Source organism: Variovorax ureilyticus, from assembly GCF_037889935.1.
GTDB lineage: Bacteria > Pseudomonadota > Gammaproteobacteria > Burkholderiales > Burkholderiaceae_C > Variovorax > Variovorax ureilyticus.
Genome location: NZ_JBBKZU010000021.1, coordinates 1 through 16,276 on the forward strand (window position 1 = coordinate 1; position 16,276 = coordinate 16,276).

The following is a 16,276-nucleotide window of genomic DNA, read 5'->3' on the forward strand; positions in this document are numbered from 1 at the left end:
TGGACTCGGCGATTGGAAGTATTGGGATGCATAGGCGTCCGCCAAATTTAGGTGGACGCCATCCTCGGGAGCCGCTGCGTCAGGCGCAAGGTGGGATCGCTGGACGCTCACCTTCCTGGAAGGCGGTGTGGAGGCCCTGATGCATGACGCGCCGCGCCCCGGGCGTACCCCCAGCGTGACCACCGCCGAGTTTGAATCGAGCGTCGTGGACAAGACGCTTCACGAAAAGCCCATCGCGGCGACGCACTGGAGCACGCGCACGCTGGCCGCGCAGCTCGGGGTGGGACCCACGACGATTCGCCGCGTCTGGCAGCGCAACGGCCTGAAGCCGCATCGACAGAAGACGTTCAAGCTCTCGCGCGATCCGCGTTTCGAGGACAAGCTGCTGGACGTCGTGGGCCTGTATCTGAACCCGCCCGAACGCGCCCTGGTTCTGAGCTGCGACGAAAAGAGCCAGATCCAGGCGCTCAACCGCACCCAGCCGGGCTTGCCGATGAAGAAAGGGCGCGCCGGCACCGTCACGCACGACTACAAGCGCCACGGCACGACCACCCTGTTCGCCGCCTTGAACACCCTGGACGGCACCGTGATCTCGATGTGCCAGCCGCAACACCGCCACGCCGAGTGGCTGCAGTTCCTGCGCCTGATCCAGCGCAAGACGCCCAAGCATTTGCAATTGCACCTGATCGTGGACAACTACACAACCCACACGCACCCCGAGGTGCAGGCGTGGCTCGCCAAGCACCCGCGCTTCGTCATGCACTTCACGCCGACCAGCGCGTCCTGGCTCAATATGGTCGAGCGCTTCTTCCGCGACATCTCGGAGAACCGCATCCGGCGCGACAGCTTCACCAGCGTGCCTGAACTGGAATTGGCGATCGATCTCTATGTCGAGCACCACAACGCCAACCCCAAGCCGTTCATCTGGACAAAGAGCGCCAACGACATCCTGGCCAAGGTCACGCGAGCCAAGGCAGCACTCGCACGGGTCAAAAGATAAGTACATATCTGAGTGGCGCACTACACTAGAACTAGCCGCCAAGGAGTCCAGACCCACAGGGGCCTTTAGCTCAGCCGAACATGAGGGGCAACCCAAACCTTCTTGAAGCTTTTGCATAGACGTCCGCAGAATGGACTAGCGACGGGCGACTATGCGGCATCTCTTAAAATCAGGATTTCAAGGCCCCGAAGGTTGATCAATTTCCGCCAGCGGGGCACGGGATCCGTCAGCGTCAGGCGCGGGAATCTTGCCAGCAACCTGTTGAAAGCGATCTCGCCTTCGAGTCTAGCCAATCTCGCGCCCAGGCAGAAGTGCACTCCGGCGCCAAAGCTTAGATGCGGATTGTGGCTACGGGTGACGTCGAATCGCTCGGGATCGGCAAAGACTGCCGGATCTCGGTTGATCGGACTGAATAAAAACATAAGAGTCTGACCAACCGGAATCACCGTCTCCCCGACTGCGTACGGTTCCACGGTGAAGCGGTTGATCATCGCGACGGATCCCTCATAGCGGAGGATTTCTTCGACGGCGATCGGAGCGATCGTTGGGTCGGCACGCAAGCGGTTCATTTCCGACGGATGCTGCAATAGTGTGAGTACGCCGTTGCCGATCAAATTGGTGGTGGTCTCATGACCCGCAATGAAAAGTAGTATGAGGTTTCCAAGCACTTCGTCTTCGCTGAAGTTCGGCCCGCTGTCTAAACTGTTTGTGCTTTGCTCATGGGCGGCAAGCAGTGCGCCCAACAAATCATCGCGTGGCCGCTGTTTACGGCGTACTGCGATCTCATTACGTAAGTACGCAACCATTTCTTCGGCTGCCTTGTTCGCTGCGAGCCGCTGCTCTTGATGGATAACAGGCTCCAAAACGACCGCCAGCGCGTCCACCCATTGCTTGGTCTGTCCAAAATCATCGAATGGAAGGCCCATAAGATCACAGATCACCCGCACGGGAAGTGGTTGTGCCAATCCACTCATTAAGTCGAAGGAGGGCTCAAGCGCGTTGCCCGTGGGTAGCTTGCCCAGAAGTTCGTCGGCAAGTCTTTCTATCCGCTCTCGCAACGCTTCGACGACCCGAGGCTTGAAAGCATCGTTGACCAGATTGCGCAGTCTTGTGTGAGTGGGCGGATCGGTGAAAAGCATCCATTGCTCTACTATTCTTTCCAGCGTAGAGTCGGCGAGAAAAGGCCGATACTTTTGGTAGAAAGGTAGTCGCCAGAACTCACGGCTGAGTTCCCTGCTACGCAGCGCCGTGTTGGCATCCTCATGGTGAGTAATTAGCCAGACACCCACGACGTCACGCGCTAACCGCCCACTCTCTCGCAGATTCCGGAGCATTGGATGCGGGTCATGACGGAACGCGGGGTCGCGCATGTCGATTGAGACAGATTGAACATGACCACTATCAGCTTGAGAGTTCATGTATTTTGGCCTCGCGGTCGGGCTTCAACGCAAGGTCAGTTCGCCCCGACCGGTGACGAAGCCTGCATGTGAACCGCTCCTCCACTGGACGACTTCCGCAAGGCCCAGCGGAGGACACGGATTGAAGAGGGGAGGTTCCGTCTTTTTGAGGCGGCCGTCAATTTTTCACGACGGAGGGATGATCGCGAGTTTCCACGCGATCGCCATACCCCAAGTAGATGAGATTTATGGCACGCGGCCCATGCTTAGCTCGCAGACACGTGCCCGGCCCTGTGCATCATCTTGAGGCGACGTGATTGCAGGTTAGGCACTGGACAGTAGGAAACGTCTCAGCCTGACTAGTGCAGTGCGCTCAAAATAGAGGAACTTAATTGATACGGCACACTCCGACCTCGACGGAGGTCGTCATGCGCATTGCCCCAAGGATCGAACTGGATGCCGCTGTTCAACGAGAGTTGACCGCCCTCACGCGGCGAGGCCGCGTCGAGGCCCGTGTGCAGCAAAGGGCCAAGATCGTGTTGCTGGCCGCCCAGGGCTGGCAGAACAAGGAGATCGCAGTCGAGGTCGATCTCGATCGACGCCAGGTGGCCATGTGGCGCCAGCGTTTCCTGGAGGGCGGGGTCGAGGCTCTGATGCACGATGCGCCGCGCCCCGGGCGTACCCCCAGCGTGACCGCCGAGCTGGAATCGAGCATCGTGGACAAGACGCTTCACGAAAAGCCCATCGCCGCCACGCACTGGAGCACGCGCACGCTGGCTGCGCAGCTTGGGGTGGGACCCACGACGATTCGCCGCGTCTGGCAGCGCAACGGCCTGAAGCCGCATCGACAGAAGACGTTCAAGCTCTCGCGCGATCCGCGTTTCGAGGACAAGCTGCTGGACGTCGTGGGCCTGTATCTGAACCCGCCCGAACGCGCCCTGGTTCTGAGCTGCGACGAAAAGAGCCAGATCCAGGCGCTCAACCGCACCCAGCCGTGCCTGCCGATGAAGAAGGGCCGCGCCGGCACTGTCACGCACGACTACAAGCGCCACGGCACGACCACCCTGTTCGCCGCCTTGAACACCCTGGACGGCACCGTGATCTCGATGTGCCAGCCGCAACACCGCCACGCCGAGTGGCTGCAGTTCCTGCGCCTGATCCAGCGCAAGACGCCCAAGCACCTGCAGTTGCACCTGATCGTGGACAACTACGGCACCCACACGCACCCGGAGGTTCAAGCCTGGCTCGCCAAGCACCCGCGCTTCATCATGCACTTCACGCCAACGAGCGCGTCGTGGCTGAACATGGTCGAGCGCTTCTTCCGCGACATCTCGGAGAACCGCATCCGGCGCGACAGCTTCACCAGCGTGCCTGAACTGGAGTTGGCCATCGATCTCTATGTCGAACACCACAACGCCAACCCCAAACCGTTCATCTGGACCAAGAGCGCGAACGACATCCTGGCCAAGGTCACGAGAGCCAAGGCGGCGCTGGCGCTGATCAAGAGATAAGTACATATTTACGTGGCGCACTACACTAGCAATTGCGAGCGACCAGGGCGAGTCGGTCCCGCTTTCGTCAAATCGTTGTTCGCAGAAGTCAATCCCCAAAAGGCGATTCCGCCATTTATTGCCGTAACAATGTAACTATGAGTGTCGCGTGGCTCAAGGGGCCAGCTCACCGGTGGCGCTAACAGTTCTTGACCGAGTAGCTAGAAGCTGTAGGCGAGCGCCAAGTAAGGAGTGATCGGATTGATCTTTAAACTTGACTCAGCTCTTGCAACGGTCGCGCCTGCAGCGGAGACGGTGGTCAGATAGGCTTTGGTCTTGATGGGAGTGTAGGACACGGCAAACGTCGCGCCCCAACGCTCGTTTAAGCGATACGCAAATCCGAGGTTGACGATCGGCGAAAAGGAGCTGTCCAGCTTCGCAGTGGCTGCGCTGGTGGAAGGTGGCCGACCGACCAGCAACGCAAGCGCGCTTTGCAATCCAGTCGACACTTCAACGTCCGTGAACCACGTGTAGGTGAGGCCGAAGCCCACATAGGGCCGAAACCGATCTCCCCCTTCGTTGAAGTAGTACTTGGCCAGAATCGCCGGGCTCCACTGACGCGCCTGCCCCAGCTCGCCGATCGATTCCAGTGAACCTGTGCCCGTGAGTTTGAATTTCGGCGGTATACCCATCGCCGCGTCCACAGCCCAGTGAGTCGTGACGAAATAGGTGATGTTTATCCCCAAGGTGTCGGCGCTATGGACGTTGCCACCGGAACCGGGGATTTGCGCGACCACTGGCGAAGTGAACGTCAAGGGCTCGCTGGAGTCCTGCGGCGCCACATGCACCCAACCCGCCCCAACTTGCCAGGCGCCCGCTTGCTGTGCCAATGCGGGTTTGATCAGACCCATGAGTGAGCCTACCAGTAGGATCATGGCGTTGCGTTGGTTCATGATCATCTCCTCAGGCAATCACTGATGGCTATCGATCACCGATCCTTCAACGCTCCTGGACCCTCAGGCGCTTCCAAGCGTTGAGCGCCCTCAGCGAGCTCGCGGCAACCGCAGCATGGAGGCGCTTCGCTTTCGCGAGCCGGGCTCGACTCAGGAGGGCACTTCTCGGGGGTCGCAGCCGCGACTACCGCGTGAATTGGCTTCAGATGCACGAACGAGAGCAAAGACTTTTCAAGCGCCTCCCACCAACCCAAACACCGATAGGGGTATCCGTGCGTCTCGCAGTACTCGCGCACTAGGGCACTCAAACGCGGGTAGTGCGTGGGACTGATGGCTGGCAATAAGTGATGTTCAATCTGATACTCCAAGCCGCCACAAACGAGCCCACCCAACCATCCCGTTCGATAGTTCACCGTTGTAAGGGTCTGCGTTGCCACAAAATCGCGCCCAGGGTCAGCTTCAATCATCAGCGCTTCTGCAGGAAAGTGTGCCGGTGCGAAGATCACAAACATGCCGTACGAGAGCAAGGCAAAGCGAAGCAAGTTGAACGTCAGCACGTCCGTTGGCGCAAGAAACAGCATGGGCAGGCCGACCCAGGCGCCGTAGTGCAGCATCAACGCACCCAGGTCGACCCAGTGCTCACCTCGCCGCGCGTGCTGATCAAGAAGTTTGGTGGCGAGAAACTTCCACCCACAGCGCACCACGTTGAAGGCATTGCCGATCAGAATTAGTGGCAAGTACGCCACCTGGAATCTGTACAGTGTTTGTAGCCAGCTTTTTGCCATCACCAACTCGTGTGATGTCATCGCAAAAAACGGCTTCAGATCCACATCATCGTCAACGCCAGCCACGTTGGGATAGGGGTGGTGCACCACGAGATGTTTGTGGCGCCAGTAGGTTGCAGAGACCTGAAGGAAGAACGGAAATCCAAAGTAGGTGAGCGCCCTGTTGACCCAGGCTCGGTTGCTGATGGCGTTGTGCGAGGCCGTGTGAGCGCGTGTAGAGACGCCCAAGCTTCCTAGCGTCACCAGCGCCAGCCCAAGGATCTTCACCAACGGCCAGTCGCTCGCCACTACCAGTGCGATCCCGAGGGCTGTGACAGTGACAAAGGCAAAGATCTCCAGAATGGAGCGCGTGGGCTTACGCCTGAAGAAGCCTTGGACCACAAGGTTCTCCCGAAACGCCTGAAAGGCCAGTGGGATGGTGGGCTGGCACGCCTCCCCCTCACACGCGCTGGAACGAATAGGGGGCATGGTAGTCACCAGTGAAGAGCAACTGATACACAGCCAAGTTCCCCGCTGTCGCAGCGGCGATACCGCACGAGAGGTAGTACTCCCACATCCTCTTGAACGATGCGTCATAGTAGCTTTCATCCAAGGTATGGCGATTGCACCGAAAGGCCTCCAGCCATCGACGGCATGTGATCGCGTAATGTCGAACGATGTTCTCTACATCGATAATGGCCAGATGGTTCGCCTCGATATTTCTTGCCATGACAGAAAGCTTGGGCGTATCGGAGCCAGGAAAGATGTACTTCTGGATGAATGGATCGTGCTTGTTTTTTGCGGCGTTCAGACCAATGGCGTGGACAAGGGCCCAGCCTCCCGGGGTCAGCACGCTAGCCACTTTTCTAAAGAACGTCGACACCGTGCGCGGCGGCACATGCTCTAGCATGCCAACGCTTGCCACTCGATCGAATTTGCCCGCAACGCCGCTGAAATCGCCAAACTCAATTGCAATTCGGTCCTCCAATCCATGCGCTCGAATGTTTCGCAACGCCAACTGATGGTGTGCGCGACTGTTGGTAATTCCAACGCCCCGGATCCCATGGTTCAGTGCTGCATGAATCAGTAGGCCGGCGCCGCCGCAGCCTATGTCGAGCATCCGATGCCCAGACCGCAGCTTCAGCTTCTGGCAAATGCGTTCTAACTTGTTGCGCTGCAATGAGTCAATATCGTCGCCAACTGAGTGCGCGTAGCCACAGGAGTAGACCTGATAGCGGTCTCGCAAGAAGGCGTCGAAGAGTTCCGCCCCGATGTCATAGTGCCTTTGCACGTTTGTCTTTCGACTCACTGCAAAATTCATTAGGCGGATCCACGCATAGTGAATGACAAAGTGAAGATCGTGCGCGAGCTGTGCGTCAAGCCTGCTTTGCAACAGCAAGGTGAGTAACTGCGGCAGCTGCTCATCATCGACGTCAAAGTCACCTGCCATGAACGCTTCGGCGAGTCCCAGGTTTCCATAGCAAATGACCTTTCGATAAAAGTCATGACTGTGAACGCGCACGCGCACATCGAGCTCTTCACCTCGGCCGACCACTGCGGACTGCCCATTCATCACAAATGCGATGCGGCCTTTCTGGACATACTTGTCGAGGGCAGCCAACAGGAGGCCCTGATGTCTCGACCCGCTTGCGGCGCTGCGCGGCCCCGTTGCCCCAGCCGCTGGATGTCCTTGAGTCGTCATGTGAGCACCTCTTGGGAGGTATTGGCCGCGTCGGGCCAACGGGAGGCCCGTGCAGCACGAGCCAGGTCAAGGTCAACGATGGCGCCTTTGAGCGCAAGCTCCTGCACCGCTTGGTCAACGGCTTGTCTATCTCCCAGGCGCAGTCCAACTTCCAGCAGTGTTCGCGCTCGTTGGACTGGAAGCGCCAATCTGCCGGAGATTTCAAGACTCGCGTTCCAGTGCACTTGCATGGACCGGGTATCACCCCGCAGGTGAGCAAGGATTCCCAATAGCCGCTTCGTCTCGGGCAGCCAGGTCGCAGCATCACGGGCACAGCGAAGTGCCCGCGTGCACGCCTTTCTGGCGACGCCAATGGCGCCGGCGCGTTGGCTTATGGGGCAGCGCTCGGCCTGCAGTAGACGCAGCTGCGCGTAGGCGTTCAACGGGTCACATGACCAGTGCCCGCGCAAGTTGTGCGACTGCACCAACTCGACAGCCTCTAGAACCATCTTCTCGGCCTCGACCAGTTTTTGCTGGCGCATGAGGCACATGCCAAGCAGCCCCGCGGCGTCGGATTGTGTTCGGAAGGACGAGATGGCCATGCACATTTGCCGCACTTTGATAAAGCAGCCAATCGCGTCCTCCAGCGGCCCCGCGGTCATTTCGATGGCGCCGCGTGCGGTGAGCCCCCAAGTGACCATATGCGGGTCTCCCGAGTCTTCGCCGACGCGGATCAATTCGGCGGCGAACTTGGACGCACTCGAAAATTCGGCGCGTTGCAGAGCGATCCAACACATGAAGTAGGTAGGGCCACCCCAGCGCCGAATGTCACCGACCGCGCGATAGGCGGCCGCACTTTCCTGCAGCGACTGGCGACCCAGATCGGGAGCTCCGTCGATCCAGCCGAGCCAACCCCGAACAAACAGCGCGCCACCGACGGCGGCCGGTTGTCCACTCTGCAGCGCCAGTGCAACCGCCTCATCAATCCGTCGCCGTGCAAGACCCAGCGCACCGAGCATCATCAGAACCACCGAAAGTGTTCCTAGTCCGCGCACGCGTGCAACCACGTCGTCACTGCGCTCACCGGCATACAGCTCTATCAAGCTGTCGAGTCCAAAGCGCTCTTCATCAACAAAAAAGTCCAGCCAGGCCAGCGATTGACAGATGGTGGAGATCTCTTGAGCGACATCCAAGTTGAGCTTTCTCGGAGGCATCAGTTTACTGGCGATTGTTCGAGTGAAGTGCGCACTGAAGAACTTCACGGTGCTCGCTCGCACGCCAAGGCGGCTGGACGGATAGCGGATGCCAAGGTTGAGTAAGGCACGCGAGAAATGCGCAACGGCCTCGTCATAGCGCCCCACCCCGTATAGGGCTTGGCCGAGCTTACGGTCCAGCGTCGCACGCTCCAATGGCGCAAGCCCGGCGCCTGCAACTCGCAGGTACGCTTCTTCAGCTTGGCGGTAGTAGTCAAGTGCTTCAGCATCAGCGGCCATGCGTCCCGCCTGATCACCAGCCTTGAAGAGATAGTCCCTGGCCTTGTCCCACTCCTCGCCGAGTGCAAAGTGATAGGCCAGGAGCCCGGTGAACTCATCGATCCGTTCACCAAAGAGCGTCTCGATCGCCCGTGCGACGCTGCGGTGAATGGTGCGTCGTCGCTCCACAAGAATACTTGCATACGCGGCCTCTTGCACCAAGGCGTGCTTGAAGATGTACTCCAGCTCCGGAATTTGCTGGCGCAGCTTGACCAGCTCCGCCAGTTCAAGCTGCACGAGGCCTGCATCTACTTTTTCGTTGACGTCGCCAATTGCCTTCAACACCCGCAGCAAGAAGGTACGGCCAATCACTGAGGCGAGATTCAGGACACTCTTGACGGCTTCATCGAGTCGGTCGATTCTGGCAACGATGACGTCGTGGACTGTCGCGGGGAAGAAAGTTGCATCAATCGGCTTGGCAGTACGCCATCGATCTTCATGGCTGTCGTGGACAAGAGATCCGTCGGCCATCAGAGATCGAATGATCTCTTCAATGAAGAATGGATTTCCCTCGGTCCTTCGCAGAATCGCGCTGCGAGCTGCAGCGGTGAGGGCGCCTGGGCCCACGAGCGAGTAGATAAGCGACTCGCTCTCCGCCGAAGCGAGGGGCGCCAGAGACACTTCACAAAGTGCCAACTCTGGCTGTGCCCGGGCGGCGGCGAGTATGCGCGCGGCCGGCTCACCGGGCTCACTGCGTGTGACAAACCAGAAGCAGATCGCGGAACTACGCACAAGTGGCAGCAGGTGCTCGCACAGGGCGACGGAGGAGTTGTCCACCCAGTGCCAGTCCTCCATCACAATCAGCTGAGGGGAACGGCGCGCCTGTCGCTCGAACAGTTCGCGCATGTTCAGCAGCACCTGCGATCCAAGCCCACGTGCGTCCAGGTATCTGACGCGTTGCTCGTGTTCCCCGGTAACGGGCAGGGACAGCACCGTTGCCAGATACGGTACTGCAGCGCGTGCATCTTCAGCGAACAATTCCTGGGCCGCCTGTTCTAGCTTGGTCCAAGCTGTCGCTTCTGAGTCGTTGTCGTCGATTCCGAACCATGTCTTCAGAATCGATATGAAGGGCCAGTAGCTCAACTTGCGTCCAAAGGACAAGGCTCGGCCTTCAACCCATCTCTGCATGGCGCTCGCGCGGGTTGCCTCGGCAACGAGTCGCGACTTACCAACGCCAGCTTCACCGCGTACGATCACGATGGAGCCCTGGCCCGCAGCCAGCTTTTCGAGTGAGCGCGACAGAAGTGACAGCTCCCTCACCCGCCCCACCATCTCATGAGGATTCTGTGTGTGCGACGGCGTTGCTCCCCGCGGGGATCGGGCACCGAGCAGGATGAACACCTCGGGGGCCTCTGGAATGCCCTTGAGCAGTGGTCGTCCGATGGACCTGAAGTCGAACCACAAGTGCGCGGACCGCTGGGTCGCCTCACTGACCAAGATCACATCGGGCTGCGCGTTTTGCTGCAAGCGCGCTGCCAAATTCGTGGTATCGCCGATGGCGGTGTAGTCAAGGCGCAGTTTGTCGCCAATCATCCCGACAACGACGTGGCCCGTGTGAACGCCCATACGCACCCGCAGATCGTGCAATGGTTTGGATACTGAAGAGTGAAGCCGCGATCTCAGGCTCACCGCCGCGGTCAGTGCTCGGCGTGCGTGGTCTTCGTGCGCCACTGGCGCTCCGAAGAGGGCCATGAAGCCGTCGCCGAGAAATTGATTGACCGTGCCCTCAACGGCATGGATCTCAGTGAGCGCTAGATCGAAGAAGTGGCCCAACAGCGAATGCATTGCGTCCGCGCCAATGCGCGCGGCGAGTTGGGTCGAGTTGGCAATGTCACAAAAGAGGACAGTGAGAAGCTTTCGTTCCCCTTCGAAAGCGAATCGGGTAGTCAGCTCGCCCTGAGCCAAGTAGTGAGGGGTATAGGAACTAGTATCCCCCCCGCCACGGTCGGCTCGCACCGCAGAAGAGAGCGAAGCACCACACTCGCCGCAGAAATTCTGCGTTTGCGGGTTGAACTGCCCGCACGCAGAACATCGAGTCGTCGACATGTCAAGGATGCCGGTCCGCGACCGATCAGCATTCGTTCAGGACGTGCTCAACCACCGCGACTTCCCTCCAGGCTGTCATTTCCCTCTCCTTGTTCGAGTTAAAAGAGGACGACTGTGCGCGACACGGCCCAGAGAGTAGCACCTTATGATTCATCTTGGCTAGCGCCGCGTCCGCACTGAATCTCCCTCATGTTGGGGATGCACTGACAGGGACGATCATTGCGCGATCGCGTCCAGCGTCGACGACTTGGGATCGCCGATGTTGCGGCGCGCCGAAGGACTTCTCAGAAGCGCACGGAGCGGTATATTTTGCCGCTGATCTTCAGGTTATAGACGATCGGGAAGCCCGAGGACGGCGTAAGGGTGGCGACGTGGTCGTAGGCCGTGACGTAAGTTGCAACGTTCTTTTCGCCCCGGATGCTCTAGCGTTTCATTGCTGATGGCTTTGGCGACCATGAAGCGCCTCCTGCTGCAGGGGGTGCCCGAGCCGGGGCGTCTCGGATCGAAGGCAATGCTAGTCCAAACGCGCGCCGTCCGCGAGAAGAGGAACGTCGGGTCCTGACCGTCCGAGGGGGGACCATCCATCACTCGTGCCGCAGGCACGAGCCTGTCGATCGAAGGTCAACGCGTCAAACGACGACCATCGTGAATGAGTCGCCGGCATTGCGATCTATGTCTTGCCTCGCCGAAAAGCCGCCTTGCGTGGCGGCTTGTCCGTGCTGCGCACGGCGGCCAGTGCCTCGGCGAGCAGTCCGCGTGTGTCCTCATGCGAGGTCTTCTCTTCGTTCAATTGCCGTTCGAGGTCATCCAGCCGCTGCTGCAGCGCCGAGGCCTGCGACTGGGAACCCGCCAGCAGGCTGGCCCGATCGGCAAGCCGATCGCGAAGCTCGCGTTCTATTTGTTGTGCGGCTTGCTGCGTCTGGCGCAGCGTCCGGCGCCCGGCTTCCAGCGTCTGGGCCGCGGCTTCCTCGCTCTGGATGCGCCGCTGCTGCTCCCTGGCCAGCCCCGTCTCGAACTGCTTCGCCGCCTGGCGCGCGCGGTCGACGTCTTCGAGCATGCGCTTTTCCTGGCCCGCATGCCGCTCCTCGGTCCGGCGCAGGTCCTGCTCTTTGGCGGCGATGACCTCGGCATGCTCGCGCCGCATCTGCTCCTGCGTTTCAGTTGCCTGAGAGAGCAGGGCGGCGAGCCGCCGGATCTCGTCCTCCAGCCCCGAGCGCACGCGGTGTGCCTCGATGGCGTGGTCCTTCAGTTGGCGCTCCAAGGTCTCGCGCGCCTGCTGCGAGGACGCGAGCGCCGTATCGAGGCTCACGCGCGCCTGCTTGAAGGCGTCTTCGCGCTGCGCCAGAGCACCTTGCGCTTCGACCAAGGCCTGCTCGCGCGCCTGCAGTTCCATCCGCGTCGATTCAAGTTTGCTGCGCTGCACTTCCTCGGCCTCGCGCCGCGCTGTTTCCCACAGCAGTTTGGCCACGTTGCGCACGCCCAAGGGCATGCCGTCCGGATCGTTGCCAGCAGGCTTGCTACCAGCAACACCTGGAGCACCCACGAGCCGATCGCCGAGCGATGCGAACCATTTCTCGAGCATGGGGCTCACGGTATTGGGCGAGCCGCGCCCGATGTGCTGCCGAACGCGCTCGATCGTGGGCCGCTTGCCCTCGGCGAGCAGCGCATCCGCGGCCGCGAAGACATCGCTTTCCTGAATCCCGCGGCTTCTCAACTCGGTGACCTGGTTCATCTCATTCCTTTCCTGCGTGCTAGCCGACTTTTCGCGGACCGGGGCGCCCGCCGACCCTCGCAAACCTTAAAAAAGCACCCTCGAACTTTTCAGTTTGAAGTGCCCTTCCCCCGCTCTTTTTTACCCACGATAAGGGAGCGTTATCGTGGTCTATCGGTGTATGATGTAGCAGATCATACGTGATATGTAGGATATTTATGCCATCTTCGAGCGACCCCGATTCCAGCCCAGGCGCCCCCGCCAGGGCGCTCAAGGCCGAAGCCGAGCCCGAAGCCGCGGCCCATCCGCTGGCGACGCTGGCCGAGCGCCGTGCCGTGCTCGACCCCCGCGAGCTCGCCTCGACGGCCGAAGAAGCGGCGCGCGCGCTGCTGCGCCAGGGCGAGTCCTCGAACACGCGCGCCTCCTACGGCTCGGCCATGCGCTACTGGTGCGCCTGGTACGCCGCGCGCTACGGCGCAGCGCTCGCGTTGCCGGTGCCGGTGCCCGTCGTGGTGCAGTTCATCGTCGACCATGCGGCGCGCCGCCCGAACGAGCCTTCGCAGGCGGATCCCCCGAAAGCCCCGGCCGAGACCGGCGATGACAGCCCGAGCCAGGCCCCGGGCCGCAAGGGCCGCAGAGCCGCCCAACCCAGCACCGCGCTCGTCACCGAGCTGCCGCCCGAGGTCGACCAGGCGCTGGTCAAGCATGGCTACAAGTCGCGCCTGGGCCCGCCGGCCCTGAACACGCTCGTGCATCGCATCGCGGTGCTGTCCAAGGCGCACCAGATGGCCCGGGCCGGCGCGACCGGATCGGCGGGATCGGCGGGATCGGCGGGATCGGCGGGATCGGCGGGATCGACCGGGCCGACCGGCGCCACGGGATCGCCCGATGCTGGCATGGCCAATCCCTGTGCCGACCCATGGGTGCGCGAACTGCTCGCGCGCACGCGCCGCGCCTACGCCCAGCGCGGCGCGCTTGCGAAGCGCCAGCGCGCGCTCACGAAGGACCCATTGCAGCTGCTGCTGGCCACCTGCGACGAGTCCGTGAAGGGCAAGCGCGACCGCGCCCTCCTCCTCTTCGGCTGGGCCACGGGCGGGCGCCGGCGCTCCGAGATCGCCTCGGCGACGCTCGCGAACCTGCAGCGCATCGATGCCGAGTCCTTCGTCTACACCCTCACCCACTCCAAGACCAACCAGAGCGGCAGCCTGCGGCCCGAGGACGTCAAGCCGCTCGTGGGCACGGCCGCCGCCGCCATGCGCGAGTGGCTCGCGGTGCTCGGCGCGCAAGGAATCCACGAGGGGCCCATCTTCCGGCGCATCCGGCGCGGCGGGCACCTGGCAGAGCCGCTCGCGCCGGCGGCCGTGCGCGACATCGTGCGGGAGCGTTGTGTTCTTGCCGGAGTCGAGGGGAGCTTTTCTGCGCACTCGCTGCGCGCGGGGTTCGTGACGGAAGCCGGCCGCCAGAACATGCCGCTCGCCGAGACCATGGCCATGACCGGCCACCAGAGCATCGCCACGGTCGTGGGCTACTTCAGGGCCGAATCGGCGCTGGGCAGCAGGATGGGCAGGTTGCTCGACGACGAGTGAGGCGAGCTGCGCGTGGGAGTCCCTTGCCACCGCCGGCGCAATCAGCTGCCACCGCCCCGAGCAATTCGAACACCCAGCCGTGCCGCGTGCAGTTGCTGACCGGCGCACCCATGCGCGAGCACGGGCGCGCACCCGCTGCGAGTTTGCGCGAGGGTCGCCTGCCACCCGCCTCTGCCTTTTCGGATCCGCTTGATGCTGGCATTCACGATCGTTGATTGGCAAGGGGCAACGAAAGGCCGCTTCGGAGATGGGCGAACAGCCTTAAATGGGCCCTCACAGCCTTCCACTAGCCTGACGGGAAATGACAGGTCAGAAACGGCAAGCGGTCCTAGACAGAATGGCTTGAGCCGTTGAGGAGGCCCGTCTCCGGGACTACCGTGGGTTGCGCACCATGAGGTGCGCCGAGCCACAAGGCTGTACCCCGAAGGGCGGACAGCCTGCAACGTGCAAGGAGACGGGCCATGAGTCAATCTACCACCACTGCGGCCACCGTTTACGTTGGCCTGGACGTCCACAAGGACAGCATCGACATTGCCCTGGCCGAGGCCGGCCGTGACGGCGAAGTGCGCCATCTGGGCGCGGTCGCCGGCGGCGTTGTTGCCGTCAGCAAGGCTCTGCGCCGCCTGGTCAGTCGGGGGCATTGCCTGCAGGTCGTCTACGAAGCGGGTCCCTGCGGCTTCGTGCTGCAGCGCCACCTCGCCGCGCTGGGTTACCAGTGCGAGGTGGTGGCGCCTTCGTCGATCCCCAAGCGCTCCGGCGATCGGGTGAAGACCGACCGGCGCGACGCGTTGATGCTTGCGCGCCTGGCGCGCGCGGGTGAACTCAGTGCGGTGCGCATACCCGACGCGGTGGACGAGGCGCTGCGCGATTTGGCGCGCGCCCGCGAGGATGCCGTGCGCGAGCAGCGCAACGCGCGCCATCGCCTGAAGGCGCTGCTGTTGCGCAATGGCGTGATGTACGCGGGCAGGACCGCCTGGACGGCGGCGCATCTGCGCTGGCTGGCCAGCCTGGCACTGCCGCACGCCGCGCAGCAGATCGCCTTCCAGGAGTACCTGCACGCGGTGAGCGAGTCGGGGGCGCGCATCGCACGCCTGGAGCAGTCGTTGCGCGACGCGCTCGCGGGCTGGTCGTTGGCGCCGGTGGTGGCCGCGCTGCAGGCGCTGCGCGGCGTGCAACTCATCGCCGCGGTCACACTGGTGGCCGAGATCCAGGACTTCCACCGCTTCGACAATCCGCGCCGGTTAATGGCCTACCTGGGCCTGGTGCCTAGCGAGGACTCCAGCGGCCAGCGCCGCCGTCAGGGAGCCATCACCAAGGCCGGTAACTCGGCGGCGCGGCGCATGCTGGTGGAGGTAGCGCACCAATACCGCTATCCGGCTCGAGTCAGCGCAGACATCGCCAAGCGCCAGACGCAACTGCCCAAGGCCGTGACCGACATCGCCTGGAGCGCGCAGCTTCGGCTGTGCGCACGCTTCAAGCGACTGAGGGCGCGACATATGCCGCACAACAAGATCGTCGTGGCCATCGCGTGCGAACTCTCCGGTTTCGTGTGGGCCATTGCGCGCGAGGTGACGCCACCACCGCCGGCCTCGAAGTGAACCCGCGATGACATGGGCACACATCACCAGGAAAGGCACCTATCGAACAACCTTCTTGAGGCCGGATCGGGAACGCGGCGCAGCCACGGCCACAGGGGAATCCTCGGCGAGGCTATTGCGCAGTCACGCAAGTGGCAAAACGCAGACCCTAGAAAGCAGGCAGCCCCGCGACGAATACATGAACTGTCGGTAGCCAATCCACGCATATCAGCATGATCAACCGTCGCTTACGCATCCAGCTCCGTCGCGTTCCCTATCCGGCATTCGCGAACAATTCTGCAATCCGGCAATCCGGCAATCCAGCAATCCGGAGAGATCGGCTCGCCTTCTTGACAGGATCAAGCCATATCAGCCTCGAGGTCCGCATCCGCTGCACAACGGAATTCCCCCGACGGCCTTTCGATGGCAATTCCGGGCCCACTAGAGCCTTCCCCGTGCCCAGCTGGAACGCCGCAACCAAGCAGTCCAGCTTCAAGGTCGGCATACGCTGCTGCGCAACGGACTTGTTTCATTGCGGC

General features: G+C 61.8%; 9 protein-coding genes and 1 pseudogene. 4 read left to right on the forward strand and 6 right to left on the reverse strand.

Annotated elements, in window-relative coordinates; translation table 11 throughout:
- Positions 1 to 97: 97 nt before the first annotated feature.
- A pseudogene (locus WKW77_RS30905) lies at positions 98 to 1,000 on the forward strand (IS630 family transposase); the annotation flags it as partial.
- 149 nt (positions 1,001 to 1,149) lie between these two features.
- Here the strand turns inward: WKW77_RS30905 and WKW77_RS30910 are convergent.
- Positions 1,150 to 2,418: a cytochrome P450 gene (locus WKW77_RS30910; protein ID WP_340360716.1), complete on the reverse strand. Its 1,269-nt coding sequence runs from the start codon at positions 2,416 to 2,418 to the stop codon at positions 1,150 to 1,152.
- A gap of 407 nt (positions 2,419 to 2,825) precedes the next feature.
- Here WKW77_RS30910 and WKW77_RS30915 point away from each other — a divergent pair, with 407 nt between their 5' ends.
- Entirely contained in the window at positions 2,826 to 3,908 is a 1,083-nt protein-coding gene (locus tag WKW77_RS30915; RefSeq protein WP_340360717.1) for an IS630 family transposase, read from the forward strand.
- Between the two features lie 200 nt (positions 3,909 to 4,108).
- Here WKW77_RS30915 and WKW77_RS30920 read toward each other — a convergent pair whose 3' ends face one another.
- The 5 genes from WKW77_RS30920 to WKW77_RS30940 all read right to left on the reverse strand — a co-directional run bounded on the left by WKW77_RS30920 (position 4,109) and on the right by WKW77_RS30940 (position 12,595).
- A complete protein-coding gene (locus WKW77_RS30920; protein WP_340360718.1) occupies positions 4,109 to 4,840 on the reverse strand; it encodes an OmpW/AlkL family protein in 732 nt (243 codons plus the stop codon).
- Positions 4,841 to 4,875: 35 nt separating this feature from the next.
- Positions 4,876 to 6,093 carry a fatty acid desaturase family protein gene (locus tag WKW77_RS30925; RefSeq protein ID WP_340360719.1) on the reverse strand — a complete coding sequence of 406 codons (1,218 nt, stop codon included), beginning with the start codon at positions 6,091 to 6,093 and terminating at the stop codon, positions 4,876 to 4,878.
- Positions 6,065 to 7,306, reverse strand: coding sequence for a class I SAM-dependent methyltransferase (locus WKW77_RS30930; RefSeq protein ID WP_340360720.1), 1,242 nt, complete (start codon positions 7,304 to 7,306; stop codon positions 6,065 to 6,067). The genes WKW77_RS30925 and WKW77_RS30930 overlap by 29 nt, the downstream gene beginning before the upstream one ends.
- Complete coding sequence (locus WKW77_RS30935; RefSeq protein WP_340360721.1) at positions 7,303 to 10,863, reverse strand: adenylate/guanylate cyclase domain-containing protein; 3,561 nt, start codon at positions 10,861 to 10,863, stop codon at positions 7,303 to 7,305. The genes WKW77_RS30930 and WKW77_RS30935 overlap by 4 nt, the downstream gene beginning before the upstream one ends.
- A gap of 670 nt (positions 10,864 to 11,533) precedes the next feature.
- Entirely contained in the window at positions 11,534 to 12,595 is a 1,062-nt protein-coding gene (locus WKW77_RS30940; protein ID WP_340360722.1) for a DNA-binding protein, read from the reverse strand.
- 197 nt (positions 12,596 to 12,792) lie between these two features.
- Between WKW77_RS30940 and WKW77_RS30945 the strand changes: the two genes are divergently transcribed.
- Entirely contained in the window at positions 12,793 to 14,160 is a 1,368-nt protein-coding gene (locus tag WKW77_RS30945; protein ID WP_340360723.1) for a site-specific integrase, read from the forward strand.
- A gap of 461 nt (positions 14,161 to 14,621) precedes the next feature.
- The gene (locus WKW77_RS30950) at positions 14,622 to 15,758 is read left to right on the forward strand and encodes an IS110 family RNA-guided transposase (RefSeq protein ID WP_340360724.1); all 1,137 of its coding nucleotides are present in this window, start codon (positions 14,622 to 14,624) and stop codon (positions 15,756 to 15,758) included.
- The last annotated feature ends 518 nt before the right edge of the window (positions 15,759 to 16,276 follow it).

Excerpts from the sequence above, each read along its gene's own strand:
- WKW77_RS30910 (WP_340360716.1), bottom strand. The coding sequence starts at position 2,418 with ATGAACTCTCAAGCTGATAGTGGTCATGTTCAATCTGTCTCAATCGAC.
- WKW77_RS30915 (WP_340360717.1), top strand. The coding sequence starts at position 2,826 with ATGCGCATTGCCCCAAGGATCGAACTGGATGCCGCTGTTCAACGAGAG.
- WKW77_RS30920 (WP_340360718.1), bottom strand. The coding sequence starts at position 4,840 with ATGAACCAACGCAACGCCATGATCCTACTGGTAGGCTCACTCATGGGT.
- WKW77_RS30925 (WP_340360719.1), bottom strand. The coding sequence starts at position 6,093 with ATGCCCCCTATTCGTTCCAGCGCGTGTGAGGGGGAGGCGTGCCAGCCC.
- WKW77_RS30930 (WP_340360720.1), bottom strand. The coding sequence starts at position 7,306 with ATGACGACTCAAGGACATCCAGCGGCTGGGGCAACGGGGCCGCGCAGC.
- WKW77_RS30935 (WP_340360721.1), bottom strand. The coding sequence starts at position 10,863 with ATGTCGACGACTCGATGTTCTGCGTGCGGGCAGTTCAACCCGCAAACG.
- WKW77_RS30940 (WP_340360722.1), bottom strand. The coding sequence starts at position 12,595 with ATGAACCAGGTCACCGAGTTGAGAAGCCGCGGGATTCAGGAAAGCGAT.
- WKW77_RS30945 (WP_340360723.1), top strand. The coding sequence starts at position 12,793 with ATGCCATCTTCGAGCGACCCCGATTCCAGCCCAGGCGCCCCCGCCAGG.
- WKW77_RS30950 (WP_340360724.1), top strand. The coding sequence starts at position 14,622 with ATGAGTCAATCTACCACCACTGCGGCCACCGTTTACGTTGGCCTGGAC.